The organism is Hyphomicrobium sp. NDB2Meth4 (genome assembly GCF_900117445.1).
Lineage (GTDB): Bacteria > Pseudomonadota > Alphaproteobacteria > Rhizobiales > Hyphomicrobiaceae > Hyphomicrobium_A.
This window is the reverse complement of sequence record NZ_FPEJ01000001.1, coordinates 1,241,641-1,266,813: the sequence shown is the minus strand read 5'-3', so window position 1 is coordinate 1,266,813 and position 25,173 is coordinate 1,241,641. Positions and strand designations below refer to the sequence as shown.

Here is a 25,173-nt window from a genome sequence, read left to right as displayed (position 1 = left end):
CTTCGCTTCCGTCATCGTCAGGTGGTCCCGCCGCGATCAATCAAAAATTGCTTAGCGGCGGGAAAAGCGCATTTCACCAAAGGGTTGTCAAGGCGGAGGTTAACAGCCTTTTGGATGCAGCTAACTGGGGCGCTTATTGGGGCGCGACGACGGCGATCAGGGCCGCGGTTTTCAGCGGTTGTCCTTTCTGGCCTGTGCCACCTTCGTTGCCTGCGAAACGGAGCCGACCTGACTGCCAGGAATGATACTGCGGCGGCGCGTGCTGGGGATTGGCTGCATGCCGTTGCCCGCGGTGCGATCGGCGGATGCGGGATTGACGAAGTTGGCGCTGCGGCGTGCGGCCAGTGCGCGGCGCGCCGCATCGACGTTGGAAGAGCGCGCCTCCAGCGCCCTCTGGCGCACCAGCTCGCGATTGACGCGCTTCAGTGCCGCGGACAACGCCTGCTTGCGCTTCAAGGGCTGCTCCGTATTGCCGGGGAACGAGCCCCCGCGCGCATCCGACTTACCGCGCAACTCGCGCTGACGCTGACGCACGAGCGTGCGCACCTTGCCCTTTTCGGCGCGGATCTGCTTCTGCAGATTGCGCAGCGCTTTGGCGTCGGCATCGTAGATCGCGGGATGATGCGTCTTGTCGACGAGTTCGAGCTGATCTCCGCTGAGGATGCTGCGTTCGGTTGCGCGCGAATGGGCCATCAGAGGTCTCCGTTTTGCTTCGCTGGCCCAGACCCTAACGGGGCGGATCGGTGCGCGGGCGGCTTTGGCGCGGCTTGCTTGCCGAAGTCTGACCGGGGACGAGACAAATGCGGCAATAGGCAGTGGGCAGTCGGCAGTGGGATTGCAGAGGCGGTCATTCGGGGGTGTCCTCCGCGGTGAGGGACCAGCCGAGGATTTTGAGGGCGCTTTCGAAGCGCGCCTGGCAGAGCCCCTGATGATGGCGCGTGCAGGGCAGACCTCCCTCATAGGGACCGAAGCAGCGGCGGCGGCGACGGCACTTCTTCAATGCGCAGACGCGCGGCAGGCCCGCGGCCGAGGCGATCATGCGCTCGATGAACTCCGCCTCTGCTGCCTCGCGCGTCGTGTACTCGAAGACGCCGGGGGATTTGCCTGGGCGGGTGCCGCGGGGTGAGGGGGTCATCTTGGCTCGCTCCTTTCGCGGGGCAGGCAGTAGGCAATGGGCATTAGGCAATCGCGACGTTCCCAATGCCTATTGCCGAGTGCCCATTGCCCACACTTCCTCGTTCTCGCGAGCGCATCGCTCCGAGGCATTGCACATCACTTCGGGAGCACGGGCGCCGAACGACCGCCATCCTTAGTCAAAACCGGCAGCCTTCCGGCGCCCGCGTTGGCCGCTGCCGTGCCGGAGGTGCGATACTCGGCGTCAGCGCGTTTCAGGTCCGGCCCTTGGCTTCCAACAGCGGGGCCGCATCGTCAGGACCTTCCACTTCTGCGCTCGCGTGGTGCGGGGGTGCGAGCGCCGCTGCCGACGGGCGTCCGTGCGTGCGGTTGCCCGCGGCGCACAGCTCCGATCGACGGCCCCGGAATCTGAGGGAGCGACTCCTCGCGACAGCGCGGCGACGGTGCAGCGCTGCCTCAACCGGGCACCATCCTCTGTCCCGCTTAGCCGCTCAGCTGCTGCGTCCCAGATGGGCAGAGGTGGGGGAAGTATGCGGGAGGGAAGTGGGGCGGGGATTAGTTTGTGGGTCGCGGCACTCCAAACGTCATGAACCATGCGCTTGTTGGTCGACCTACGGCATGATGTGCATCGGCCCAGCAATGCCTATAGAGCACTTATCGCAGAACAAATATAAAAGGTACAATGAGGGTTGCAGCAGCAGGTTTTCCTTTCACTCCGAACGCTACTTGCCGATGCGTATCCACATTGCGTCTGCAGCCGTCCATAATCCCTATGCAGCAGCTAACGAGCTCCAGCATGTTAGAAAGACTTATTGCACTCGACCCCAGAGTTTTTGAGAATCTATCATATGATCTATTGATGCTCTGCGGCGTGCGAAACCTCGTTTGGCGTACTCCCGGTACCGACGCCGGCCGAGACCTTCAAGGTTTGTATATCGTCCAGGATTTGTCGGGCGAACTGGTGTCTCAAACCTGGTACTTCGAGTGCAAGCGTTATAGCACTTCGCTCTCGTGGCCTCTTGTCTTTGAGAAGGCCGCGCATGCTACCAATCACGGCGCCGATTGCTTGTTGTTCGTCACTACCTCTTCCTTCAGTCCGCAATGCGTCGATGAGGTGAGCCGTTGGAATGCTCGTAAAGACCGGCCTGTTATTCGGTGTTGGCCTGGACACAAACTCGTGGACCTCATTCGCCACGAGTCAAAGCTCACTCTCAAGTATCGCCTAACCGATAGCTCACCCGCTGACCAAGGATCACTTATTGTCCTATCAAACCACATGTCCAAGGCCATTCAGTCGGTATACACTGCGGCTGAGTTCGGCTTAAATAACAAGCCTACACTCGAACTTGCTGCGGCCCTAGGCGAACTACTCGATTCGATCGTAGCGGGTATGAGGGATGGTCAACTCCACCTAATAAACTACCTTAAAGACGTTCTCACGGACGGTTATACTTGGTGCTCATTCAGTGGAGCCCCCACGCAAGTAGATGTCCGCGTGCTCCGCGCCCTCGTAACTACGATAAGGAGCGCGCAGGGCGCCGATACGCTGACCGTGACCTTTGCAGCCGGCGGCTTTCTAGTCTCGACCAGCAACTGGCTTTCCTCAAAGCTCAACGATTCAATTCTAGCCCTGCTCCGTGAGCTTTCATTCTGGGGAAATCTGGAGATGACTACGGAAGAAGCCGGTGTTGCGTTTTCGGTGAGGCGCTCTGATGGCTGACATTCCCCCACACGGGCTAGACTTGGCCATTCTCGCCAATTTTGTGCATCAAGTCATAAACCCCTTGAACGGGGTTTGCGGCACGCTCGACAATCTCGTCGACGGAACGATTTCCCAGGCGCGTAGCAAGCAACGCCTAAATGCCGCGCGCGCTCAACTTGAACAAGCAATCGTGTTGGTACGAAACTTAGCCTACTTCTCGGAAATGTCCGCCTGGGAAAGCGGCGTTATCCCAGCCAATCACGTAAAGAGTTCCTGCCTAGTTCCGGAGATAATTATTCAAGCGGCAATGTTTTTTCAAGAGCTGGGCGCAACCAAACACATCGAAATTCTTCTCGAAAATCCGAACGATCAATTTAGGGTCGAAGGCAATGCTGATTTGTTGCGACAAGTATTTATGAATCTCTTTGACAATGGGGTGAAGTACGGCAAGCGCAATACACAGATTTTGATAAGAACTTGGACGCAACGGAAGACTGGGGCACTCCTGGTGAGGGTTTCGGGGCGCAGCATGTATATCCCCGTTGAGGAGCAGCAACAACTTTTTGATTTAGGTTTTCGTGGACGGGAGGCAAGGGATACACTCGCATCCGGGTCGGGCCTTGGGCTTTACATTTGCCGACGAATTCTAGATTTATTCCACAGCGCCACAATCGAGGTCGAATCGTCATCGCCGGTTGGAGACATCGCTTTTTTAATTCGTTTCCCCGTTCAATCTTAAGCAGGTAGTTCGCATGCCCCAAGAGGCTATTTTGATTGTGGATGATGAGCCAATTTACTTGGAGTGGCTCGAAGAATTTTTGGTTTCCCAAGCTTACAGTGTGACTTTTGTAGAGTCGGCAGGGGATGCGGCGCGCCTCACGGCCGACGAACCATTTAGGATGATTATTTTTGATCTCAACATTCCCATTCCGCAGGAAATGCGAGAGTTGGCAAAGCAGCGCGGAGAACTATATGTAAAATACCCAGGGCTTTACCTCGCATGGGCAGCGCGAAACGCAGGATATAGGGATCGCCAAATAATAGTTTACTCCGTACATAGGCTGGATGAGATCCAGCGAGAGTGCGACAAAATTGGGTGCACCTACATAGCGAAGGGCCGCCCAAGCATTTTTAAACAAGAAGTTCTGGGTGTGTTGGCTTATGATCCAACGCGTAAGGCTGAGATGAAACGCAAGAGCGCACGGGGAAATTCGGAAGGGGCAGCTTCGCATCAAGTGCGGAATCCCGCATCTGCGCCCCCCCTAAAGAAAGCAAGCAGCCGGATTAGCGCAAAGGCCCCTGCCAGTGGAGTTCGGAAGGGGAGAAAGGGTAAGTAGCCTTCGCCCTGTCAATCAGGCTCTCAGCCTCGAAAGGTGGCTGAGCCGGAGGCGAGCGAACTTCCTCGATCAGCCGCAGTTGTTTTTGACGACGTTCTGGGCGGTGACGAGCCACTTGCCGTGGGCGGGCTTGGCCTTGGGGATCAGCGCGACGGCCATGGTCGCGTCGGCGCAGGCCTTTTCCTTCTTGCCGCCCTCTTCGTACATGATCGCGCGATAGAGATAGTAGAGGTCGAGATCGCCCTTCATGCGCGGCATGACCTCGCCGTCGATGTTCTCGATGAGGCGGGAACACGCGGCGATGACGCTGGACGGGAATGACGTGCCTTGCGTGCAGGTCTCGTCGTCCTTCATCGAATCCAGCAGGCCGTAGGCGAAGGACGCGGTGGGCGCGAGGGCGAGCGTGGCGGCCAGGACTGCGCAAGAGATTTTCATGAAATCCTCCCCGTGAAAAATGCGAGCGGGAGAGCGGCGCGCCGGGCGCGGGCTCCCTGTCGGAACGACGTTCGGATCACACGAAATTTCGGCGCGGGGATCAAGCGTGGAGTGCGGGCAATAGGCATTAGGCAATCGCGGCGCCCCAATGCCGATTGCCGAGTGCCCATTGCCCAAAGTCAGTCGTGCCAGGCTTCGGCGATGCCGGTGAAGAAGGCGTGGGAGCCGGAGCGCAGGTTGCCGAGGGCGTAGCCGCCTTCCTGCACGATCAGCGTCGGGGCGCCGAAGCGGCCGATGCGTTTGCCGATGCGCTGCATGCCCGCATTCGTCAGCGCGAATGAGCCGGTCGGGTCACCGCGCATGATGTCGAAGCCGATGGAGAGCACGAGGAAGCGCGGCTTGAAGTTGCGTATGACGGCGAGGGCGCGGTCGAGCACGATCATATAGCGATCATCGTCGACCGGCGGCTCGAGTGGGAAATTGTGGTTGAAGCCGAGGCCGTTGCCTTCGCCGCGCTCGTCGGCATAGCCGGAGAAGTTCGGGTAGGCGTGGCTGGGGTGGCCGTGGATCGACACCGTGAGCACGTCGGGGCGCGCGTAGAAGATGTCCTGGCCGCCGTTGCCGTGGTGATAGTCGATGTCGAGCAGGGCGACGGGGCCGTGGCGCGAGAGATAGTGCGCGGCGATGGCCGAATTGTTCAGGAAGCAGAAGCCGCCGTAGATGCGGCGCTCGGCGTGGTGGCCGGGCGGGCGGCACAGCGCATAGACGAAGCGCTCGCCCTTTTCGACCAGCGTGGCGCCGGTGAGGGCGACGTTGGCGGCGTCGCGGGCGGCGGCGAAGACGTTGCGCGTCAGCGGCGTGAAGGTGTCGGCGCAGAAGTAGCCGGCGCGGTCTTCGAGCGCGCGGGGGATGCGGTCGGGGCGGCGGATGGGGAAGACTTCGGGGTAGATCAGCGCCTTGTCGTCGAGCTTCTGGCCCATGGCCTTCAGGTAGCCGACGAGGGCGGGCGTGTGCACGGCGGTGAGGTGATCCTCGCCGAAGTGGCGGGTGGCGACGCGCTCGATGGGGAGGCCTTCGAGGCCCTTGAGGATGGCGGCGACGCGCACGGGGCGCTCGACGTAGCCCTTCTCGCGCAGGTGATGGATGTTGTGGCGCTCGGAGACGACCATCTTGATGGGCAGCAGGTATTTGCCGCGCGTGGGGACGGCGCGCTCGGGCTGGGTGCCGATGGGGGCGAGGCGGACGGGGTTGTCGGCGAAGGAGCCGACGATGCGCATGACGAAGGGGTCGTCGGACTCGAACGCGTACTGGTCCACCAGGATGTTGCGGACGACGGCGCGGGCGTCGGATTTGGGCAACATGGGCTTGCGGCCGAGCGGGTCGAACAGCAGCGTCGTCAGGTAGCCGTCGTTGCGCGGGTTGGCGTCGACGTCCCAGAGCGTGCCGAGCACCTTCTGCACGTCGTAGCGGGCGTAGAAGCGCAGGCGGCGGCGGTTGATGGCGGCGCGCGATTTGTCTTTCAGCTTTTCGGGCTCGGCGGGGGGCACGTCGAGGAACATGCCTTTGGCACCGCGGGCGGCGAGCAGTTCGCGCAGGGCTTCGTAGAGGGCGATGCCGATGCCGCGGGCGGGGCGGCGCGGGTCGGAGGCGAAGTACTGCAGGTAGCCGTAGTTGAGCTCGGAGAAGTAGTAGACGAAGGCGAGGCCGGTGATGCGGTCGCGGGCGTCGGTGGAGAGCAGCAGGATCGGGTCGAAGGTGATGGAGCGGCGGTTGAGCAGCATGTAGGCGATGCGGTCGATCGCTTCGGCCTCGTAGGGGAAGGCGGCGCGGAACAGGTCGGAGGCTTCGGCGAAGCGGCGGCGGTCGGCGTCGGAGACGAGTTCGAAGAGCCGCCGGAACCTGATCATTCGGCGCGCTCCGTGTGCGGTTGCGCTGTTGCTGGGGGCGGCGGCTGCGGGTCGGGGAAGGCGAGCGTGTCGGCGGTGTAGGTTTCCGTCACCTGACTGATGGGCGTGCCGTTGGGCAACGTGAGGATGGCGCGGTGCTGCAGGACCTCGTGCGGGATCTGCAGGGTGCCGTTTGCGGGGGCGGCGGAGAGTGGCGTGTTGTCGTTGGCGGCGCGCATCTCCCAGCCGTCGGGTAGCGGCGACCATAGCAGCTTTGCCGATAGCGTGCGGCGGCGGAAGTCGAGCGGCTTCACAACGCGGCCGAAGGCGGTGTCGGTGGTGTCGAGCGTGGCGTTCATCTCGGGCGTGAGGCGCGAGGGGACGTACCAGTTCTGCGCCTCGGAGAGGACGTGGTCGCCGCACTTCAAACGCACGCGACGGAAGCGGACGGGCTCTGTGGCGCTGACGCGAAGAAGCTGGCGCTGCTCGGGCGTCGGCGGCTCATCGGCGCTCGTGACGCGCTCGGCGATGATGCGCGCGGGTGAGGCAAGGGCGTGCGTGGCGCACCAGCGGTCGAGAGTGAGCGTGGCGCTGTCGTTGGACAGCAACTCGACGTTGAGCGTCTGCAGCAGCGCGAGCGCTTCGAGGCGCGTTACGTAGTCATCGCGCCAAGAAGCAGGCGCAGGCGATCCGGCGCGCGCCAGCGTGGCGAGAAGCAGCAGCGCGAGCGGCGTCAGCGCGGTGCGAAAGATGAGACGCATTGGTTTCCACCGTCGAGGGATGCCGCGTATTCGTCACGCAGCGTCGAGATAGGTCGCCTCAAGGCGATTGCGACCGCCGTTCTTGGCTTGATACAGCGCCCGGTCGGCGGCGTCGATCATCGCCTCGACGGTGAGCGATGGGGAGACCGTCGCGGTGGCAATGCCGACGCTGATGGTCACGTACGGCAGGCCGTCGTGGCGGCCGAGATGGCGGATGTTCAGGTCGCGCACAGCGGAGCAGAGGCGCTCGCCCAGGATGCGCGCCTGATCGGCGTCGACGCCGAGGAGGCAAGCGATGAATTCCTCGCCGCCGAAGCGGGCAACCAGGTCGCTCCTGCCACGGATTCCGGATGCGATGGCACTGGCGACGAGACGCAGACATTCATCGCCGGCGAGATGACCGTAGTGGTCATTGTAGGCTTTGAAGTGGTCGACGTCGGCGAGCAGGACGGTTACCGGCATACCGAAGTTGTCGGGATTGTCGAAAATCGCCGCGCAGTGACGATTCGAGGCACCGCGGTTGGCGAGGCCCGTCAGCTCATCCGTGTCGGAGAGCGTCTTGAGCAATTCGCGATCGGCGTTGAGTGCCGCCGTACGCTGCGCCTCGCGCGCGCTGAGCAGATACTCGAACCGCTCATGACGCTGGATGCGATAGTTGGCGAGCAGACTGAAGGCTCCAACGAGCATTACCTCGATGCAAACGGCCCAGCCGAGTGGACCTTGCCACAAGGCGGCGGCGGCCATCGCGAGACAACAGATGACAGTCGAAATGCAGGCGAGACGGAATCGTGGAACGACCGTAGTGTTGCCGAATGCGAGGCCAAAGAGCGGCGACATGAACGCTGCGGGGGCCGACGGCGCCGCAGAGAGAAGCGGTACGCATGTGAGCACGATGGCAAGGAATGTGCCGCTCGCGACAACCAGCTTTTCGCGCAGATCCGGCGAGGCATGGCGTGCTGCGATCGCCGCGACAACGCACACAGGCAGAGCAGCGAGGCGAAGCCAGATCCCCTCGAAACCTATGTCGGGCAGAAAGGCAAAATCGGTCAGCGCAGTAAGCACGAAGGCGATACCACCGAACGCCATCGTGAACTCGAGGTGGCGCTGGCGGTCATCCGCAGTATCCTGCTCGTAGCGCCGCCAGAGGCGCTCGGAAAAAACGGTTGTGTAGGACGCCTGAAAGCGCGCGATCGCCTCATCCAGCATGCGGATGAAGTCCGGATCAACGGCTGCATTCTGGAGCGGTCGGCGTCTCGCGAGAAACGGCATTCTGACCTTGGATCGCTGGCTTACCTTGGATCGCTAGAACCCTGATTTGAATCTTATCCGCAGAGCAGATGCGGATTCGTATCCGTCGCGATGCGCGATGATGGGTTGCAGAGACAGCGTAAAGGAACAGTTGCCCTGCTCGCTCAAGCCTTTTTTCAATTTTGGCCAAACAGCCGCATGAAGGTTTCGATCAAGGCGGCGTCGACGAACTCATCCACCCGGACGACCAGCCCGTCGCGCACCGTGAACACCGAGCGCATCTGTCCCGAGAGAAGCTCACCGCTGGGCTTGTGCCGGTAGACGAACTCGATGCGTGTGCGCACGACATCTCCGCTTACGGAGAAGATGCGCGGCTTGAAAACGAGGTAATCGAACTGCTCGCGAATGCCGAGCATCTTCGCGGTGACGCTGTCACGGCCGCGCGTCTCCCCCCCGAGCAGCAAAGCGTCAGGTGAAACGTTGAGCGTGTAGACGATGTCTGGGTCCACGTAAGCCGCCATGCAGCCTGCGGGATCAGCCTGCCACTTGCTCAGCAGCGTTTCTGTGACTTCCAAAGGGGTTCGCATGCGCCCTGCTCAACCGGAGGATGGCGCGGAACTTAGTACAACGCGTGCGGGAATGTCAGTGACACCGATTACACTGGACCGGGAAAATTTGGCATTTCGCAGGGCTGGAAACCGGCGCAACTGCTCAGCGCATGGCTGCTTTTGCTAAGCCATATCAATCGTTTCGATGTTTCCACCGTTAGTGCAGGGCGGGGCGGGAAGTGTCGCTCAATTCGTCGCTTTGTTCCTGGAGTTGCTCGGCTAAGGCCTGAGCCACCTCAAGCTCGATGGCGTATGGGGCGTCATCGTCAAACCGGAGAAGCACCATCCGCTCTCCGGTTGCATGACCGACCGAGCAGGTCTTCGGCAGACGGGTCATTTCCGCAACCGCACCGGCGCGGGGCGCCATGGCGGCAATCGCTTCCAGAACCGGCACGAGATCTGCGGCCAGTCCGGCAGGAATGCTGAGTTCGCACTCCTCACCCTTGGAGTTCACGAAAGTGAGCTGAAAACGGCGCTTGTCCTGCGAAACTGCCGTCTCGGTGAGCGTAGTAGCATCGAATGTTTTCATCGCTGACCCCCCAGCCAAGCCTCGTTCCATTGTGGAATCGAGTCGAGGCCCGTCACAAGGGGCGGGCGGGGGGTAGGGCGATTTAGCGCTTTACCTGTGGTCAAAAAGAATAACGCGGCCAGTGGCCGCGTTATTCTTGTGCAGTTGCTGCTAGCTGTTGCTGTTGTTGAGCCAGCTATCAACGTCCTGCTTCACTTGGTCCTTCGCGTAGCCGTAGCGGGCCTGGATCTTGCCCTCGAGCTGCTCGCGGTTGCCGTTGATCTGAGAAAGATCATCGTCAGTGAGCTTGCCCCACTGTTCCTTGACCTTACCAGTGAACTGCTTCCAGTTACCTTCAACGCGATCCCAATTCATCGGGTATTACCTCCACATTTGAACACGGAGATAGAACGCGCGGAGCGGCGGTGCGTTCCAATCATTTCGAGCCACTTATTCAGTATGACGGATCAAATGGACAGCGTGCTGACATTATTTCAGGATCCCGCGTTCCGGCTCTGGTACATGCTGGGCGGAGCTGTGCTGTTAGCGCTGCCAATGGTCTTACTCGCGCGCTGGTATCACCGAGAAATCCTGAAGTCGCCGGGTGGCCGCGAATTGATGAAGCGGCAAAATCGCAATCCCGTTCGCAGGGGAAACGTCGTTGCGGCGTCATCGCAGCTCAATACCGGCATCGGCCTGATGAAGAGCATCTCACGCGGCCGTTTTGGCGATCACGCTCGGGCTACGCAGAACAAGGCGTACTGGGTCGTAGGCTTGTGGGTCGCGGCGAACGTCATCTATTTCGGACTGCTCATTTGGGCGGATGAAGTGGCCCGCTCGTCGCTCGCGCCCTGATACGGGTGCGCGGCACAGCACTGTTGCACTGCGCCGCGGACACCTCTTTTTCTTAGTCGTTCGAAGAGCGCGCGTTAGTTCGGCGCGTGATTGCCCGGCGTACGGTCGGACGTCTCGCCGCTCTTCGTCGTGTCGACCTGCGTGGGCGGTGTCGTGGTATCCTTCTGGGGCGTGCGATCGGACGTCTCGGCGCCCGGCATCTGGTTCGACGGAGCGCCCGTGCCCGCGGTTGGATTCATGGTGCCTTCCGTCTTCATCTTGCCGTCGGAGGCTTTGTAATTATCGTCGGCAAGTGCCGGCGAAGCGGCAAGCGGAATGGCGGTAAATGCGATTATCAGCAGTTTGTTCATAGCGTTTCTCTCCTTGGCTGCGTGAGAGGGAAACGCACTGATCACCGTCAGGTTGCATTCCGTGTACGGCTCGGCTCACAGCGCTGAGGCTGCGGTTATCAGCAATCCGCCGACGATCGCCGTATTAGAAGCGAAAACGCCCTTCAATGCCTCGCGAAGCTGGCCTTCAGGCTGGTCCCAGAAGTTCACAAGTACCAGGCTGGCGATGACCGTGAAGATGGCGAGGCCGATCGCTGCCGGCGCCACGGCGACGCCTACCATCAAACACGCGCCACCGATCAGCTCGAGCACGCTGGCGATGTAAAGGCATTCACGCGGCTTAGGCACACCGCGTGCTGCCAGCATCGCGGTGACATTCGCGCCAACAGGGCCGAAGTGATTTAGGCCCGCCCAGACAAAGAGACTGCCCATCAGCATCTGACCGATGGTGATGAGAATGCTGATGATGCTGGCGTCCATCGCGTGCTTTCCCTGATTGGTGAGGCTCGCCGCACTGGCGTAGCCACCGACTCGGCGCGTTGCGGCATCATGCATGCCGCCCGCGGTCAGCGGTAGATGTAGGTGACGGTGAACGTGCGATCGACGAGCGTCGCGTTTCTGGGAGGAAACGGGTAGGCGGTCTGGCGCGCGGCAAAGATGACGTTGAAGTCGAGATCGGAATCGCCGCCGCTCTTGAGCAGCTTGACGTCGGCGCGTGAGCCATTCTCGTTGAGCACGATGCGCACGGTGACGCGACCGCGTGCGCGCTCACGCGGCATCGTCTTCTGCAGCGCGCGAATGACGTTGCGGGCAAACTCGTCGTTTTCGCCCGAGCGCGTGATGCCCGGGGGCCGCTGCACGGCGGAGGAACTACCGGCATCCGACTGCGTCGCGGCGCCATCGTAAGGCACCGACAAATCGAGCGCCGAGGTCTGCGTGCGCTTTTTCTGCGGCTGCTTGGCCTGCTGCTTGGCGGGCGGCTTCTTCGCTGGTTCGGCCTTCTTTGCTTCCTGCTTGGGCGGCTCGGGCTTGGGCTCTTCCTGCTTTGGCGCCTCTTTGGGCTGTTTGAGTGCGTCGGCGGTCGGCGCGTCCTCGAGCGCGGGCAAAGCCTCGGCGGCGGCGTCAGGTGCAGGGGTCTCGACAGGCGGGGCCTCTGCGGGCTGCGCCGCCTCTGGCTCTGGCGTCGGCGGCTGGGGCGGCTCGGGAGGCGTCTGCTCGGCCTGCTGCTCGGGTTGCGGCTCTACCGGCTGCTGCTCGGGCAGTGCCGCCGTCTGCTGCTGCTGAGGCTGGGCGCCGGGAGGGGGCTGGGCCGGCGTCGGCGGCTCCATGCTGTCCTTGAGCGTCGCGCCATCGACGAGCTCGACGGCAATCGCATCGCTGGCGCCTTCAGGCGTGCCAAGCGTGCGCTGATTGGCGGAACCGATACCGATGATGAGCAGCGCATGCACCAGCATCGCGCCAGCAAAGCCCGCCCAGAACACGCGGTCGCGCCGACGCAGGCTGGCGAGGTGCTCACTCGTCGCCGCCGGCCGATCCACCGTCAGCACGATCCCCCCGGCGTTCATGCAGCTTGCTCGTCCCGTCCTGTTCGCGATTGCGGCATGGCGCGATGATTGCGCCGCCCTCGTGCCAGTTGTCCATGCGATCTAGGCATTTTCAACAACGCGACGGTCGCACGTGGGACACAGGGCGCGGAAAATTCACCGAAAAACGCAGAAAGGGCCCCTTCTCGGGGCCCTTTTCATCGTGCTCGGCGGCGGATCGGCGGTGGCAGCCCTTCGGGGCCGAGCTAATGCTGCAAACTGTAGAATCAGGGGCTGAGGTTGGCAACCGCCGGGATGTAGGTCGGGTCGAGCACCTCGGCGAGGTCCCACATCACGCGGCGGGCAGCGGCGTCCATGCTGGGGTCGCGGACGATGAGCTCGGCGCGGCTGCCCAGCGGGTCCTCGTACTCCTTCGAGTAGGGGAGCACGGGCTGGCGGCCGCCGCGGCCGATGGCGGCGATGCGGTTGGGGGCGACGCCCGAGGCGATCAGGTAGTCGGCCACGGCGCGGGCCCGCTGCTGGGACAGGTGGGTGTTGTTGGCGCGTGAGCCGCCATCGGTGTAGCCGTGCACCTCGACGCGCATTCCGGGGCAGGTCTCGACGAGGCGGGCAAGGCGATCGAGCTCAGGGCGTGCTTCGCTCTCGATGCGGCCGCTGCGCGTGAACGGCACGGGGTCGAACAGGCCGACGCGGCAGGGATCGTTCGAGATGTCATGGAAGCGCGAACCGCGGCGCTCCATCTCGACCGCGGGGGTCTTGGGGAGCTGCGGCACGCTGATGGCGCCGGTCTCGATGGAGTTCGAGTGCGGCTGCGTGGTAGCGGCGGTGTCGAGCAGGCCACGGGCACGAGCGGCGGCAACGGCGGCGATCGAGCGATCGATCTCGTTGTTGCGGGCGATACGGAAGTCCCGGGCACGCTCGGCTTCACAACGCGGGCTGGCGTCGGTTGCAGACTTGCAATGCGTCAGGCTGGCCTGAAGCTGATGGGCGCGCTCGGCTTCGCAGCGCGGGCTGGCGTCGGTTGCGGACTTGCAATGCGTCAGGCTGGCCTGGAGCTGATGGGCACGCTCGGCTGCACAGCGCGGGCTGGTGTCAGAGGCCGACTTGCAGTGCGAGAGGCTGTAGGACACCTCGGTGGTGTTCGCGCGATCGATGCGGCAACCGGGGGCGGAGTAACCGACAGAGCGGCAGTCGCTGAGCGCAACTTGCGGCGCCTCGATGGGCTGGCATCCAGCGGCTGCAGAATTTGCGCAGATCGATGCGGGATGACCGACGGCGGCGACGTAATTGTTCGGGACCTGGCCGCGCGCCGCGGCAACCGCCGCAAGCGAGGCATTGATCTCATTGTTGCGTGCTACGGCGAAGGCGCGGGCGCGCTCATCGGCGACGCGCTGCAAGGAAGCCGTGGCGAGTGCCTGCTGGGTGGCTGCGAATTCGCGAGCGCGCTGCATCTGGCACTTCGCGCGATCATCGTTGGCCAGCGTGCACGGAGCGAGGCGAGCCATGCGCTGACGCTGACGCTCGGCGGCAACGTTTGAAATCGAAGCGTTCGCGAGCGCGTTCTGGCGCGCCGCGAACTGACGCTGACGTTCGGCGGCGACGGAGCTGAGAGAAATCTCGATCAGAGCGTTCTGCTGGATCTCGAGACGGCGGGCTTCCTCGGCGCGGGCGCGGGCCATGACGGCTGCGCTCTCGGCTGCGCGGGCTGCCTGACGGGCGCGCACCTCAGCGGCGAGCGCCATGGAGGCGGCGGCCAGAGCGTTCTGGCGGGTTGCGAAGTCACGCTGACGCTCGGCGAGGCAGCGCGGCGTCTGCGAATCCGGCGTCTTGCAGTGCGTGGTGCTGAGATCGTGGCGGCTGATGCGCTCGACGCGGGCGATGGCCGCGTTGATTTCCGCATCGCGCTGACGCTGCATGGCGTCCTCAATTATGAGGCAAGCGACGAAATCGGAAGCGGTGGCGCAGTGGGTATGATCGGCCGCTACGGCCGGTATGGCGATCGTCGATAATAATATCGGCAGGAGCGGGCGAATACGCATGAACAGGTCCTCGGCTGCTGGGCGGGCGCGGCTAAGACGCGCTTGAAAGACCTGATCAAATTGCAGCTAATTTGCTTAAAATTCAGTGCGGTGTAGGACTAAGTTCAAGCCAACTCGTGACACAAAACGGAACGATCGGCGAAAAAGATCGCTGTACGACAGCAACTCTCACGGGGATCGGAATAGGGCCTCGTTGAGGCAAAGTCGGCGCGGTGCGTGCGCCTGCTGAACAACGCCGGGCCAAATAGAAAAGGCCCGCCGCGGAGATGATCCACGGCGGGCCTTCGATGCTTCGCGGACTGATTACTCGGCGGCTTCGGCAACCTCGGTCACAGTCACGCCCATGCGTTCGGCGACGCCGCGGCCGTAGGCGGGGTCTGCCTTGAAGAAGTGGGCGACCTGACGCTTGACGATCTCCTCGGGCACGCCCTGCATCGCCTCGGCGATGTTGTTCATGAGCTGAGCCTGCTGATCAGGGCTCATGAGGCGGAAGAGATCGCCAGGTTGCTTATAGTCGTCGTTGCCGTCGCGATGGTTGTAGCGCGTCGCATCGCCGGAGATCTTCAGCGGCGGTTCGGCGAAACGCTCGTCCTGCTTGGCGGAGCCGGCAACAGAGTTTGGCTCATAGTAGGCATCGACGTTGCCCGTCACCGGCGGGAAGAACCGCATCGGTCCGTCCTTGTGATAGTGGTGCACCGGGCACTTGGCGGTGTTCACGGGCAGATGCTCGTAGTGCGTACCGAGGCGATAGCGATGCGCATCCGCGTAAGAGAAGATGCGCGCCTGGAGCATCTTGTCGGGTGAGAACGAAATGCCGGGCACGACGTTCGAGGGCGAGAAGGCGGCCTGCTCGATCTCGTTGAAGTAGTTCTCCGGATTGCGGTTGAGCTCCATCACGCCGAGTTCGATCAGCGGGTAATCTGCGTGCGGCCAGACCTTCGTCAGGTCGAACGGGTTGTACCAGTGCTTGCCGACGTCGGCCTCGGGCATGACCTGGACGAACACGTTCCACCTGGGGAAGTCGCCGTCCTCGATCGCGCCGAACAGGTCAGCCTGATAGGATTCACGGTTCTTGCCGATGATGCCTTCGGATTCGCGATTGGTGTGGTTCTTGATGCCCTGCTGGCTCTTGAAGTGGAACTTCACCCAGAACCGCTCGTCCTTATCGTTGATGAACGAGTAGGTGTGCGAACCGAAGCCGTGCATGAAACGCGGGCTTTGCGGAATGCCGCGATCGGACATCAGGATCGTCACCTGATGCAGGCTCTCGGGAGACAGCGACCAGAAATCCCACATGGCCGTGGGCGAGCGCATGTTGGTCTTCGGGTGACGCTTCTGGGTGTGGATGAAGTCGGGAAACTTGTAGGGATCGCGAATGAAGAACACCGGGGTGTTGTTGCCGACGAGGTCCCAGTTGCCTTCCTCGGTGTAGAACTTCAGAGCGAAACCGCGCACGTCGCGCTCATGGTCCGCGGCTCCCATCTCGCCGGCGACGGTGGAGAAGCGGGCCAGCATTTCGGTGCGGGCGCCGGGCTGCAACGCCTTGGCCTTGGTGTACTTGGTGAGATCGCCGGTGATTGTGAGCGTGCCGAAGGCGCCCCAGCCCTTGGCGTGAACGGTGCGCTCGGGAATGCGCTCGCGGTTCTGATGCGCCAGCTTCTCGATGAGCTGATAGTCCTGCATGAGGACAGGGCCGAGCGGCCCAGCAGTGAGAGAATTCTGGTTGTCGGCGATCGGTGCGCCGGCGGTGGTGGTGAGCGTTACCTTGGGCGATTTGTCTGACATGGGGTGACTCCGGAGTGGCTCGTCGCTTCCCACTCAAGGGGCCGTTACCTTAGAGTGCTTGTAAAATGATCTTTCCTGAGATCGCCTATAAGGCAATCTTATTGGCGCGCTTAAAAATCTGCATAAATACTTATGTTTGCGGCCGGGCCACTGACGACCGTCAGTCAGTCGGACCCCCGGGCGCTTCATCCTACCGCACGTAACGGCTAGCGAGTCCTGAATCCCGTGGAGAATTGTCGTGTTCTCCACCAGGGCCACGCGCCAAAAGTTCTTCCCCCGAGACACATGTTGGGCCGGCGGCGCAATTGCAAGCGCCCGCACCATTGCTCGCGCAGGCTGCAGGGCGGTCTACGCACGTGCAGTTTCTGCCGCGCTTCCTCGCGCCACTCCGACTTTAGTCGATGCCCGAAAATCCATGCGCATGGCTGCCGTGCGTTGGCGCGCTACCTCTCACCATCCGTGTTCACTACTTCGTGATCGGCTCTGCGTGTTAGCCGAACATGTGTTTGCGCGCTCCCTTCATGAGGAACGTCTCACTCACCTTCTCGGCCACCCAGCGGAGCAGTGCCCGGCGATGACGTGATCGTCGGCAAAGATCTATGGGAAGGAGCGAGTGAATGATTGCTAGTCGATTGGTAGGAGCGATGGCCGCGACCGTCGCCCTCACGGCGACGGCGTTGGCCAACGATAGCGTCCTCAAGTGCATCGAGGATGCGAACAACTGGTGCATGCAGCAGGGCGATTACGCCAACACGCGGTACTCCAAGCTCGACCAGATCAGCACCGGGAACGTCGGCGAACTGCGCGTCGCCTGGACGTTCTCGACTGGCGTGCTGCGCGGGCATGAGGGCTCTCCGCTCGTCGTCGGCAATACGATGTACCTTCACACGCCGTTCCCGAACATCGTCTACGCTCTCAATCTCGACGACGAGAACCGGATCATTTGGAAGTATGAGCCGAAGCAGGACCCGTCGGTTATTCCGGTGATGTGCTGCGATACGGTCAATCGCGGCGTGCAGTACGCAGACGGAAAGATATTCCTCTACCAGGCCGACACATCGGTCGTGGCGCTCGACGCCAAGACGGGCAAAGAGGTGTGGAAGGCCGTCAACGGCGATCCGAAGAAGGGTGAAACCGGCACCAGCGCCGTGCTCATCGCAGGCGACAAGGTGATCGTCGGCGTCTCCGGCGGTGAGTTCGGCGTGCGGGGCCACATCTCGGCGTACGACATCGCCGATGGCCGCCGTGCATGGCGCGCATACTCGGTCGGTCCGGACAGCGAGATCCTGTTCAACCCAGAGAAAACGATGTCGCTCGGCAAGCCGGTCGGCAAAGATTCGTCGCTGAAGACCTGGAACGGCGAGCAATGGAAGCTCGGCGGCGGAGGCACCTGGGGCTGGTATTCCTGGGATCCGAAGCTGAACCTCATCTACTACGGCACCGGCAATCCCTCGACATGGAATCCCGCGCAACGCGCCGGACCCGATGGCAAGCAGATCGATCAGAAGTGGTCGCAGTCGGTCATCGCGCGCAATCCGAAGACAGGCGAAGCCGTCTGGGCCTACCAGTTCACTCCGTTCGACGAGTGGGATTACGACGGCGTCAACGAGATGATCCTCGTCGACGACATGGATGTGAAGGGCGCGAAGCACAACGTGCTCGTGCACTTCGACCGCAACGGCTTCGGCTATACGATCGATCGCAAGTCGGGAATCCCGCTGGTCGCGCAGAAGTTCGATCCGGTCGTCAACTGGGCAACGCACGTCGACCTCGACCCCAAGAGCCCGACGTACGGACGTCCCGCGGTCGTGGCCGCCAAGTCGACCTTCCTCAACGGCGAAGACTCCAACACCACGGACATCTGCCCGTCGGCGCACGGCACCAAGGACCAGCAGCCAGCTGCATACTCGCCGCTGACCAAGCTGTTCATCGTGCCAACGAACCACGTCTGCATGGACTATGAGCCGTTCAAGGTGGAGTACGCGGCGGGACAGCCGTATATCGGCGCCACTGTGTCGATGTATCCGCCGAAGGGCTCGCCGAACATGGGCAACCTCATTGCCTGGGATGCATCCGAGGGCAAGATCGTGTGGGCGAACAAGGAGCAGTTCTCGGTGTGGTCGGGCGCGCTGACGACCGCGGGCGGCATCGCCTGCGTCGGAACGCTCGAGGGCTACTTCAAGTGCGTCGACCAGAAGACGGGCAAGCTGCTCTACAAGAACCGCACGCCGTCCGGGATCATCGGCAACGTGTTCACCTACGGCCACAAGGGCAAGCAGTACATCGGCGTGCTGTCCGGGGTTGGCGGCTGGGCGGGCATCGGCCTTGCCGCGGGCCTCACCAACCCGACCGATGGCCTCGGAGCCGTCGGCGGCTATTCCGGCCTCAACGGCTATACCGCACTCGGTGGTTCGCTGACGGTGTGGTCGCTGCCATAAGCCCGAGCGCTGGCCACGGCCGGCCCGTGAGAAAATCAGCGGGCTGGTGCGCTTTGGCGCACCAGCCTTTTTTTCTGCCGAGTGAGCCGCCGGGACCGCCCGAAAAACCGCCCTTTGGGGGTGCCTAGTGTTGCATCCCCATCTTCCGGCCGCCGCCGTGGTGAGCGATGTTTCTGCCTACCCGCGACAAATCCGATTTGATGCGCTATACGGCGATCAAATGCGTATCGTCAGCACCTCAGAAGATCTCTCCCAAGCCGTCCGGCGCCTTTCGACGAGTGACTTCGTCACCGTCGACACCGAATTCCTGCGCGAATCGACGTTCTGGCCGCAGCTCTGCCTGATCCAGATCGCCTCGCCCGAGGAAGCGATGATCGTCGATCCGATGGCGCCCGGCATCGACCTCGCCCCGTTCTGGGAGCTGATGGCCGAGGAACGGGTCATGAAGGTGTTCCATGCCGCGCGGCAGGACATCGAAATCGTTTATGCCCGGGCAGGACTGGTGCCGCGGCCGGTGTTCGACACGCAGGTGGCCGCGATGGTGTGCGGCTTCGGCGAGAGCGTGTCGTACGTCAACCTCGTCAAGAGCGTGACCGGGGCCGACCTCGACAAGTCGTCGCGCTTCACCGACTGGAGCCGCAGGCCGCTCTCCGACAAGCAGCTCGAATATGCGCTCGGAGACGTGACGCACCTGCGCGAGGTCTATCGCCATCTCAGGGCCGACATCGACAAGGCGGGCCGCTCGGACTGGCTGAACGAGGAGATGGGCATCCTCACCGATCCCAAGACCTACGAGCAGCATCCGGAAGAAGCCTGGCAGCGGCTCAAGCTGCGGGTGAAGAACCGCAAGGCGCTGGCGGTGCTGATGGAGCTGGCGGCGTGGCGCGAGCGGCTGGCGCAGGCACAGGACGTGCCGCGTTCGCGCATTCTGCGCGACGATGCGCTGTACGACATCGCCAATCAGGCGCCGACGTCGGCGGAGCAGCTCAGCCATCTGCGCACGCTGAGCGAGGGCTTTTCGCGCTCGGCGCGGGCGCGCGAAATCATCGAAGCGGTGAAACGCGGGTTGGCGCGCGATACCAAGAGCGTGCCGCCGATCTCGCGCGGCGCCCAGCTTACGGCCGAGTCGACCGCGCTGATCGAGCTGCTGCGGGTGCTGTTGAAGGCATCGGCTGCGCGCCATCGCGTGGCGACGAAGCTGATCGCCGGCTCCGAGGACCTGGAGCGGATCGCCACCGAAACCGAGCCTGACATCCCCGCGCTCAAGGGATGGCGGCGGCGCCTTTTCGGCGAGGACGCGCTGCGGCTGAAGCGCGGCGAGATCGCGCTGACGCTGGCGGGCAGCGAAGTGGTGCCAATCGCGACGGCGAAGGCCGATCGGGAGCCCGCGGAATAAGATTCGCCCCTGCGTGCGAGCCAGTCGCGTAGAGATGACAGTCTCTGGCGCGCGGAGTAGTCTTCGCGCTCCGAAGCAACGCAATGGGTTCACCGAGCAATGCCGAAAACTGCTCCGCCGCGCTTGCCCGTCGCACAGCTCGCGTATCTCGCCGTGTTCGGCGTGTTCGTGTTCATCTATCTGCGGCGCGTGCTGAACGGGACGGCCACGGATCTCGACTGGATCACGCTCGGCGTGGCAACCGTGCTGCTGCTGGTGACGGCCTATCGCGTGTTGATTGCGCTGACCAAGCCCGGTGCGTAATGCCGGCGCGGGCCGGGCTATTTGCGACCGGGATCGTAGTGGTTCTTCTGGCGCCACTCGGAGAAGAAGTAGGCGAGCGTATCGTCGATGTTCTCCGGCAGCACGATGCGCACGGTGATGAGCTGATCGCCAGGCTCTGATCGGCCGGCGGCCTTGACGCCCTTACCCTTCAAGCGAAACACGCGGCCGGAGCTGGTCCCTTTGGGGATGGTGATCTGCACGCGGCCGGAGATGGTCGGGACTTCGACCTTGGCGCCGAGCACTGCCTCGTCGATCGTGATCGGTACGTCGATGAGGATGTCGTCGTCCTCGCGCTTGAACTGCGGATGCGGGCGCACGCGTATCTCAATCAGCGCATCGCCGGCCTCGGCCGCGCCAACACCGCGCTGGCCTTTGCCTTTGAGGCGAAGCACCTGCCCATCGGTGACGCCGGCGGGCACGTTGAGATCGAGCATGCCGCCGCTCGGCAGCGTGACGCGCTTGGTGGCGCCTGCCGCTGCCTCGAGGAAATCGACCTCGAGGGTGTAGCGGACGTCCTGGCCCTTGGCGGAGAAATTGGAGCGGGGGCCGCCGGCAGCGCCGCCGCGTCCCATGCCGCCGAAAATGTCGGAGAAGATGTCGCCGAAGCCGAACTCCTCGAAGCCGGCCGCCCCGGCGCCGGCACCTGCCCTGGCGCCATTGCGGGCATACTGACGGAAGCCTGGGTGGCGCGGCTCACCGCGGGCGTCGATCTCGCCGCGGTCGAACGCGCGGCGCTTGTCGGCGTCGCCTAGGATCTCGTAGGCGGAGGAGACCTTCCTGAAGCGCTCCTCGTTACCCTTGGAAATGTCGGGGTGGTATTCCTTGGCGAGTTTGCGGAAGGCGCGCCGAATGTCCTCGTCCGAGGCGTTCCGCGATACGCCCAGGGTTGCATACGGATCATCGGCCATTGCGAACGTCCTGTCCCCTTATGCCGACCCCCCGGTCAGCTGCCACAGTCTAGCAGGAAATATGGCGGCGGCAGGCCGGTGACAATGGGTTGGTGCTGACACCTGGGGAGAGAAGCATTGTTTGCGGATGGTGTGGCGCAAGTGGCGAGCAGGAAGCGGTTAACGGCCGATGCGGATTTCCGGGGTCTTTTCCACGAGCTGGGCGAGGGTATCGAAGCGGCGGCGCAGGCGCTCGCCGTCGAGGCCGGCATAGGCCTTGGGGATGGAGAGGACGAGCTTGTCGCCATCGTAGCTGAGCGGGGTTTCGTCGATGACGCCCGGCACTCCGACCGACAGCATGTGCGCGGTGCGGATGGCGGCGGCGATGATGCGGGCGCGCTTCTGGGCCCGTTTGGAGATGAGCAGCTTGAGGCGGGAGGAGAGGTCGTCGGCGTGCTCCTGGGAGGCGCCGGCGTGGCGATAGAAGATCGCCAGGGCCATGAAGACGCGGCCAGGGTGATCGATGCCGGAAAGTCCGGAGTGGGCGAGCAGGTTGAGGCTCTGCTCGCCGCGGTAGTCGGGGTGTTCGCGCCAGCCGATGTCAGAGATGAGGCAGGCGGCGTAGCGCAGACGGCGCTCCTCGGGCGTTTCCTTGGGACCGGGCGGCTCGAACAGCGCGTCGGTCCACTTGCACAGCTCCCAGGCGTGGTCCACGGAGCGCGACCGCAGGCTGGCGTATTCGGCGCAGAACGAGAGCAGAGGATCCTTGCGGCGTTCGTGCGCGGGCAGCAGCGAGTAGATGAGGCCCTCGCGAATGCCGAAGACGGAGAACACCACCTCGCTGGGGTTGAGCGCTTTCAACAGGCGCTCGAGGACGAAGGCTCCGTAGGGCAGCACCTCGCGGCGCGCCTTGGCCAGCTCGTCATAACCGGAAAGACCGGCGAGCTTCTTGGTCTTGCGCAGGAACTCGCAGAAGGAGATCGCGACCATGGTCGGGATGGCGTAGCCGTGCGTGACATGCAGCGGATAGTTGGTCTGCTCCATGTGCAGCTTGGCGATGGCGCGCCAGCTTCCACCGACGGCGAAGAACGGGCGGCCGGCACCCTGGCCGATCCAGGGGACGCTTGCCAGGGCATCATCGATGAGCGGCTGAGCCTTCTCGATCTTGTTGCCCGTGGCATCGATGAGCCGGAGACCGCCGACGGGAAGCGTGACGGCCTGCTTGGTCCGGTCCGCGGAAATGTCGATCAGTTCCAGGCTGCCGCCGCCCAGGTCGCCGGCAATGCCGTCCGGGTCGACGAAACCCATCATGATGCCTTGCGAGACGAGGCGCGCTTCCCGCTCGCCGGAAAGTATCTCGATGCGCAGGCCGAGCGCCTTCTCGGCGCGAGAGATGAAGTCAGCGCCGTCTTCGGCTTCGCGAACCGCGGCGGTGGCGAAGGCGCGCACGTTCTTCACTTCGAGGATGCGGGTGATCGTGCGAAAGCGGGAGAGCGCGGCAAGGGCGCGGTCGACGGCATCGGTGCCGAGGCGTCCGGTGGACGCGATGGACTTACCGAGGCCGCAGAGAACCTTCTCGTTGAACAACGGCGTCGGCGCGCGCACGGCGCCCTCGTACACCACCAGGCGCACGGAGTTGGAACCGATATCGATAACGCCTATGGGCTCGAGCTCGTGCACCCGGTTTTGCTCGCCGAACAACCGCTCCAAGCTCGTCAAAGGCAGCCCCGCTTCGTCTTTTTAAGTCAGTCTTTGTGCAGCATGCTGAAGCGGGGTGGAAAGTTCTCCTTGAGCGCCTGGCCACGTCCCGAAAGACTCGGGTTGGTGAGAAAGTAGCGATGCGCGTTGAAGGCTTCCTCGCCCGGTGCCGGATGAATGCGCTCCGAGGAGCCGTCCGACAAAATCCTCCAGCTCTGCTGGTTGTCCTTGAGGTTCGCGACCATGATCTGATCGAGCACCTGCTCGTGCACGGTGGGGTTCATGATCGGCACCATGGCCTCGACCCGGCGGTCGAGGTTGCGTGGCATCATGTCGGCGGAGCTGATGTAGACGGCGGCCTTCGGGGAAGGCAACCCCTGGCCGCGCCCGAACGCGTAAATACGGGCATGCTCGAGGAAACGGCCAACAATGCTTTTTACGCGAATGTTCTCGGATAGACCGGGGATGCCCGGACGCAGGCAGCAAACACCGCGGCAGATGAGGTCGATCTCGACGCCGGCCTGACTCGCCTCGTAGAGCGTGGTGATGATCTGGCTGTCGACGAGGGCGTTCATCTTCATCCAGATGGCGGCGGGGCGGCCGGCCTTGGCGTGCTCTATCTCCTCGCGAATGTGCGCGATGATGCGCTGGCGAACGCCGTGCGGGCTCGCAGCCATGGCCTCGAGCTCGGCGGGCTCGCCGTAGCCAGTGACGAAGTTCAAGATGCGCGTCACGTCACGGGCGATAGCCGGGTCCGTCGTGAACAGCGAAAGGTCGGTGTAAACGCGCGCAGTGAGCGGGTGGTAGTTGCCGGTGCCGATGTGGCAGTAGCTGACCAGCTCCGATCCTTCGCGGCGCACGATGATGCCGAGCTTGGCGTGCGTCTTCAGCTCGATGAAGCCGTAGACGACGTGCACGCCGGCGTTTTCCAGATCGCGCGCCCAGCGAATGTTGGCGGCCTCGTCGAAACGGGCTTTCAGCTCCACCACGGCGGTGACGGATTTGCCGGCTTCGACGGCTTCCTTCAACGCCTGCACAATGGGGCTGTCACGCGAGGTGCGATAGAGCGTCCACTTGATGGCCATGACGTTCGGATCGGCCACCGCCTGACGCAGGTACTGCACCACCACGTCGAAAGATTCGTACGGGTGGTGGACGATGATGTCCTTCTTGCGCACGGCGGCGAAGCAGTCGCCGCTGAACTCGCGGATGCGCTCGGGGAAGCGCGAGACGAACGGCTTGAAGAGTAGATCGGGCCGGTCGGCGACGATCAGCTGCGCGGTGTCGGCGAGCGCGAGCAGGCCGTCCTTGATGAAGACCGCGTCCTCGCCGACCTCCAGCTCCTCGATGACGAACTTCTTCAGGCGATTGGGCATTGCCGCTTCGAGCTCGAGGCGGATCACGTGGCCGCGGCGGCGACGCTTCAAAGCGGATTCGAACGAGCGGACGAGGTCTTCGGCTTCTTCCTGGATCTCGACCTCGCTGTCACGCAGCACGCGGAAGGCACCCTGGCTCTTGATTTCAAAGCCGGGGAACAGCTCGGAAATGAACAGACCGATGATGGTCTCGATCTTGATGAAGCGCAGGTCCTTGTGCTCGGCGTCCATGCCACCGAGGCGGATGAAGCGTTCGAGCTGGCTCGGGATCGGGATGAGGCCGTTCATCGACTTGGAGTCGGAGCTGCGCAGCATCTCGACGGCCATGGTGAGGCCGCGGTTGAGAATGAATGGGAACGGGTGCGCGGGGTCGACAGCGATCGGTGTCAGGATCGGGAAGATATGTGTGAGGAACAGGCGTTGCAGCCAGCCTTTCTCGGCCGGCTTCAGATCTCCGGCTTCGAGAATATGGATGCCGTTCTGCGCCATCTCCGTTTTCAGGCTGCGCCAGCACGCTTGCTTGTCGGCAACGAGCGAGGCAGCAAAGCGGTTGATGGTGCGCAGCTGCTGCGACGGCGTGAGGCCGTCCTGCGAAGGCGTCTGCACACCCGCTGCCACCTGACCGTAAATGCCGGCGACGCGCACCATGTAGAACTCGTCGAGGTTCGACGCGGAGATCGATAGGAAGCGCAGGCGCTCGAGCAGGGGGTGGCGCTCGTTCTGCGCCTCTTCGAGGACGCGACGATTGAATTGCAGCCAGGACAGTTCGCGATTGTAAAAGCGCGCGGGCCCCTCGGGCGGGGGCTCGATTGCTGCTGCAGATTTACGTACCGCTGCCTTCTCGCGCACTTTGTTCCTCGCGCTGGCCATCGTGAATTGTCCT

23 protein-coding genes are annotated in these 25,173 nt (G+C 63.0%); 6 read left to right on the top strand and 17 right to left on the bottom strand.

Annotated features, from left to right (window positions below; genetic code table 11):
* Nucleotides 1-171: 171 nt before the first annotated feature.
* Complete coding sequence (locus NDB2M4_RS06055) at nucleotides 172-693, bottom strand: hypothetical protein (protein WP_072371460.1); 522 nt, start codon at nucleotides 691-693, stop codon at nucleotides 172-174.
* Between the two features lie 154 nt (nucleotides 694-847).
* Entirely contained in the window at nucleotides 848-1,135 is a 288-nt protein-coding gene (locus NDB2M4_RS06050; RefSeq protein WP_072371456.1) for a hypothetical protein, read from the bottom strand.
* A gap of 1,275 nt (nucleotides 1,136-2,410) precedes the next feature.
* Here NDB2M4_RS06050 and NDB2M4_RS20430 point away from each other — a divergent pair.
* Nucleotides 2,411-2,854, top strand: a complete 444-nt coding sequence (locus NDB2M4_RS20430) for a hypothetical protein (protein WP_244536054.1) — start codon at nucleotides 2,411-2,413, stop codon at nucleotides 2,852-2,854.
* The gene (locus NDB2M4_RS06040) at nucleotides 2,847-3,575 is read left to right on the top strand and encodes a sensor histidine kinase (protein WP_072371452.1); all 729 of its coding nucleotides are present in this window, start codon (nucleotides 2,847-2,849) and stop codon (nucleotides 3,573-3,575) included. Before NDB2M4_RS20430 ends, NDB2M4_RS06040 begins: the two co-directional genes overlap by 8 nt.
* A gap of 667 nt (nucleotides 3,576-4,242) precedes the next feature.
* On the opposite strand, the gene NDB2M4_RS06030 is transcribed toward NDB2M4_RS06040, so the two are convergent.
* From NDB2M4_RS06030 to NDB2M4_RS06000, 7 genes are all read right to left on the bottom strand, one after another.
* Nucleotides 4,243-4,608 (bottom strand): hypothetical protein, encoded by a 366-nt coding sequence (locus NDB2M4_RS06030; RefSeq protein WP_072371446.1) that lies wholly within the window; start codon nucleotides 4,606-4,608, stop codon nucleotides 4,243-4,245.
* 179 nt (nucleotides 4,609-4,787) lie between these two features.
* On the bottom strand, nucleotides 4,788-6,515 hold the full coding sequence (locus tag NDB2M4_RS06025) for a histone deacetylase family protein (RefSeq protein ID WP_072371444.1): 1,728 nt from the start codon (nucleotides 6,513-6,515) through the stop codon (nucleotides 4,788-4,790).
* A complete protein-coding gene (locus NDB2M4_RS06020; RefSeq protein WP_072371441.1) occupies nucleotides 6,512-7,255 on the bottom strand; it encodes a hypothetical protein in 744 nt (247 codons plus the stop codon). The genes NDB2M4_RS06025 and NDB2M4_RS06020 overlap by 4 nt, the downstream gene beginning before the upstream one ends.
* Before the next feature lie 33 nt (nucleotides 7,256-7,288).
* Complete coding sequence (locus NDB2M4_RS06015; RefSeq protein WP_072371438.1) at nucleotides 7,289-8,524, bottom strand: GGDEF domain-containing protein; 1,236 nt, start codon at nucleotides 8,522-8,524, stop codon at nucleotides 7,289-7,291.
* Nucleotides 8,525-8,679: 155 nt separating this feature from the next.
* A complete protein-coding gene (locus NDB2M4_RS06010) occupies nucleotides 8,680-9,090 on the bottom strand; it encodes a nuclear transport factor 2 family protein (RefSeq protein WP_083555847.1) in 411 nt (136 codons plus the stop codon).
* Nucleotides 9,091-9,268: 178 nt separating this feature from the next.
* On the bottom strand, nucleotides 9,269-9,640 hold the full coding sequence (locus tag NDB2M4_RS06005) for a hypothetical protein (RefSeq protein ID WP_072371432.1): 372 nt from the start codon (nucleotides 9,638-9,640) through the stop codon (nucleotides 9,269-9,271).
* Nucleotides 9,641-9,790: 150 nt separating this feature from the next.
* Nucleotides 9,791-9,994 (bottom strand): CsbD family protein, encoded by a 204-nt coding sequence (locus NDB2M4_RS06000; protein ID WP_072371429.1) that lies wholly within the window; start codon nucleotides 9,992-9,994, stop codon nucleotides 9,791-9,793.
* An 84-nt stretch (nucleotides 9,995-10,078) separates the two neighbouring features.
* On the opposite strand from NDB2M4_RS06000, the gene NDB2M4_RS05995 reads away from it, so the two are divergent.
* Nucleotides 10,079-10,474, top strand: a complete 396-nt coding sequence (locus tag NDB2M4_RS05995) for a hypothetical protein (RefSeq protein WP_072371426.1) — start codon at nucleotides 10,079-10,081, stop codon at nucleotides 10,472-10,474.
* Between the two features lie 74 nt (nucleotides 10,475-10,548).
* Here the strand turns inward: NDB2M4_RS05995 and NDB2M4_RS05990 are convergent, their stop codons facing one another.
* From NDB2M4_RS05990 to NDB2M4_RS05970, 5 genes are all read right to left on the bottom strand, one after another.
* Nucleotides 10,549-10,824, bottom strand: coding sequence for a hypothetical protein (locus NDB2M4_RS05990; RefSeq protein ID WP_072371423.1), 276 nt, complete (start codon nucleotides 10,822-10,824; stop codon nucleotides 10,549-10,551).
* A gap of 75 nt (nucleotides 10,825-10,899) precedes the next feature.
* Nucleotides 10,900-11,358 (bottom strand): DoxX family protein, encoded by a 459-nt coding sequence (locus NDB2M4_RS05985; RefSeq protein ID WP_083555844.1) that lies wholly within the window; start codon nucleotides 11,356-11,358, stop codon nucleotides 10,900-10,902.
* Between the two features lie 11 nt (nucleotides 11,359-11,369).
* Entirely contained in the window at nucleotides 11,370-12,368 is a 999-nt protein-coding gene (locus NDB2M4_RS05980; protein WP_083555842.1) for an energy transducer TonB family protein, read from the bottom strand.
* A gap of 245 nt (nucleotides 12,369-12,613) precedes the next feature.
* The gene (locus NDB2M4_RS05975) at nucleotides 12,614-14,386 is read right to left on the bottom strand and encodes an OmpA family protein (protein ID WP_083555839.1); all 1,773 of its coding nucleotides are present in this window, start codon (nucleotides 14,384-14,386) and stop codon (nucleotides 12,614-12,616) included.
* A 303-nt stretch (nucleotides 14,387-14,689) separates the two neighbouring features.
* Nucleotides 14,690-16,171, bottom strand: coding sequence for a catalase (locus tag NDB2M4_RS05970; RefSeq protein ID WP_072371418.1), 1,482 nt, complete (start codon nucleotides 16,169-16,171; stop codon nucleotides 14,690-14,692).
* Between the two features lie 617 nt (nucleotides 16,172-16,788).
* Here NDB2M4_RS05970 and NDB2M4_RS05965 point away from each other — a divergent pair.
* From NDB2M4_RS05965 to NDB2M4_RS19920, 3 genes are all read left to right on the top strand, one after another.
* Nucleotides 16,789-18,609, top strand: a complete 1,821-nt coding sequence (locus NDB2M4_RS05965; RefSeq protein ID WP_072371415.1) for a methanol/ethanol family PQQ-dependent dehydrogenase — start codon at nucleotides 16,789-16,791, stop codon at nucleotides 18,607-18,609.
* A 220-nt stretch (nucleotides 18,610-18,829) separates the two neighbouring features.
* Nucleotides 18,830-20,005, top strand: a complete 1,176-nt coding sequence (gene rnd, locus NDB2M4_RS05960) for a ribonuclease D (RefSeq protein WP_171988030.1) — start codon at nucleotides 18,830-18,832, stop codon at nucleotides 20,003-20,005.
* A gap of 99 nt (nucleotides 20,006-20,104) precedes the next feature.
* Nucleotides 20,105-20,308, top strand: a complete 204-nt coding sequence (locus tag NDB2M4_RS19920) for a hypothetical protein (protein ID WP_072371412.1) — start codon at nucleotides 20,105-20,107, stop codon at nucleotides 20,306-20,308.
* A 17-nt stretch (nucleotides 20,309-20,325) separates the two neighbouring features.
* On the opposite strand, the gene NDB2M4_RS05950 is transcribed toward NDB2M4_RS19920, so the two are convergent.
* From NDB2M4_RS05950 to NDB2M4_RS05940, 3 genes are all read right to left on the bottom strand, one after another.
* A complete protein-coding gene (locus NDB2M4_RS05950) occupies nucleotides 20,326-21,237 on the bottom strand; it encodes a DnaJ C-terminal domain-containing protein (RefSeq protein ID WP_072371409.1) in 912 nt (303 codons plus the stop codon).
* Nucleotides 21,238-21,396: 159 nt separating this feature from the next.
* On the bottom strand, nucleotides 21,397-22,935 hold the full coding sequence (locus tag NDB2M4_RS05945; protein WP_072371406.1) for a Ppx/GppA phosphatase family protein: 1,539 nt from the start codon (nucleotides 22,933-22,935) through the stop codon (nucleotides 21,397-21,399).
* Between the two features lie 26 nt (nucleotides 22,936-22,961).
* Nucleotides 22,962-25,160 (bottom strand): RNA degradosome polyphosphate kinase, encoded by a 2,199-nt coding sequence (locus NDB2M4_RS05940; protein ID WP_072371403.1) that lies wholly within the window; start codon nucleotides 25,158-25,160, stop codon nucleotides 22,962-22,964.
* Between the last annotated feature and the right edge of the window lie 13 nt (nucleotides 25,161-25,173).

Excerpts from the sequence above, each read along its gene's own strand:
- NDB2M4_RS06055 (WP_072371460.1), bottom strand. The coding sequence starts at position 693 with ATGGCCCATTCGCGCGCAACCGAACGCAGCATCCTCAGCGGAGATCAG.
- NDB2M4_RS06050 (WP_072371456.1), bottom strand. The coding sequence starts at position 1,135 with ATGACCCCCTCACCCCGCGGCACCCGCCCAGGCAAATCCCCCGGCGTC.
- NDB2M4_RS20430 (WP_244536054.1), top strand. The coding sequence starts at position 2,411 with ATGTCCAAGGCCATTCAGTCGGTATACACTGCGGCTGAGTTCGGCTTA.
- NDB2M4_RS06040 (WP_072371452.1), top strand. The coding sequence starts at position 2,847 with ATGGCTGACATTCCCCCACACGGGCTAGACTTGGCCATTCTCGCCAAT.
- NDB2M4_RS06030 (WP_072371446.1), bottom strand. The coding sequence starts at position 4,608 with ATGAAAATCTCTTGCGCAGTCCTGGCCGCCACGCTCGCCCTCGCGCCC.
- NDB2M4_RS06025 (WP_072371444.1), bottom strand. The coding sequence starts at position 6,515 with ATGATCAGGTTCCGGCGGCTCTTCGAACTCGTCTCCGACGCCGACCGC.
- NDB2M4_RS06020 (WP_072371441.1), bottom strand. The coding sequence starts at position 7,255 with ATGCGTCTCATCTTTCGCACCGCGCTGACGCCGCTCGCGCTGCTGCTT.
- NDB2M4_RS06015 (WP_072371438.1), bottom strand. The coding sequence starts at position 8,524 with ATGCCGTTTCTCGCGAGACGCCGACCGCTCCAGAATGCAGCCGTTGAT.
- NDB2M4_RS06010 (WP_083555847.1), bottom strand. The coding sequence starts at position 9,090 with ATGCGAACCCCTTTGGAAGTCACAGAAACGCTGCTGAGCAAGTGGCAG.
- NDB2M4_RS06005 (WP_072371432.1), bottom strand. The coding sequence starts at position 9,640 with ATGAAAACATTCGATGCTACTACGCTCACCGAGACGGCAGTTTCGCAG.
- NDB2M4_RS06000 (WP_072371429.1), bottom strand. The coding sequence starts at position 9,994 with ATGAATTGGGATCGCGTTGAAGGTAACTGGAAGCAGTTCACTGGTAAG.
- NDB2M4_RS05995 (WP_072371426.1), top strand. The coding sequence starts at position 10,079 with ATGACGGATCAAATGGACAGCGTGCTGACATTATTTCAGGATCCCGCG.
- NDB2M4_RS05990 (WP_072371423.1), bottom strand. The coding sequence starts at position 10,824 with ATGAACAAACTGCTGATAATCGCATTTACCGCCATTCCGCTTGCCGCT.
- NDB2M4_RS05985 (WP_083555844.1), bottom strand. The coding sequence starts at position 11,358 with ATGCATGATGCCGCAACGCGCCGAGTCGGTGGCTACGCCAGTGCGGCG.
- NDB2M4_RS05980 (WP_083555842.1), bottom strand. The coding sequence starts at position 12,368 with ATGAACGCCGGGGGGATCGTGCTGACGGTGGATCGGCCGGCGGCGACG.
- NDB2M4_RS05975 (WP_083555839.1), bottom strand. The coding sequence starts at position 14,386 with ATGCGTATTCGCCCGCTCCTGCCGATATTATTATCGACGATCGCCATA.
- NDB2M4_RS05970 (WP_072371418.1), bottom strand. The coding sequence starts at position 16,171 with ATGTCAGACAAATCGCCCAAGGTAACGCTCACCACCACCGCCGGCGCA.
- NDB2M4_RS05965 (WP_072371415.1), top strand. The coding sequence starts at position 16,789 with ATGATTGCTAGTCGATTGGTAGGAGCGATGGCCGCGACCGTCGCCCTC.
- rnd (WP_171988030.1), top strand. The coding sequence starts at position 18,830 with ATGCGTATCGTCAGCACCTCAGAAGATCTCTCCCAAGCCGTCCGGCGC.
- NDB2M4_RS19920 (WP_072371412.1), top strand. The coding sequence starts at position 20,105 with ATGCCGAAAACTGCTCCGCCGCGCTTGCCCGTCGCACAGCTCGCGTAT.
- NDB2M4_RS05950 (WP_072371409.1), bottom strand. The coding sequence starts at position 21,237 with ATGGCCGATGATCCGTATGCAACCCTGGGCGTATCGCGGAACGCCTCG.
- NDB2M4_RS05940 (WP_072371403.1), bottom strand. The coding sequence starts at position 25,160 with ATGGCCAGCGCGAGGAACAAAGTGCGCGAGAAGGCAGCGGTACGTAAA.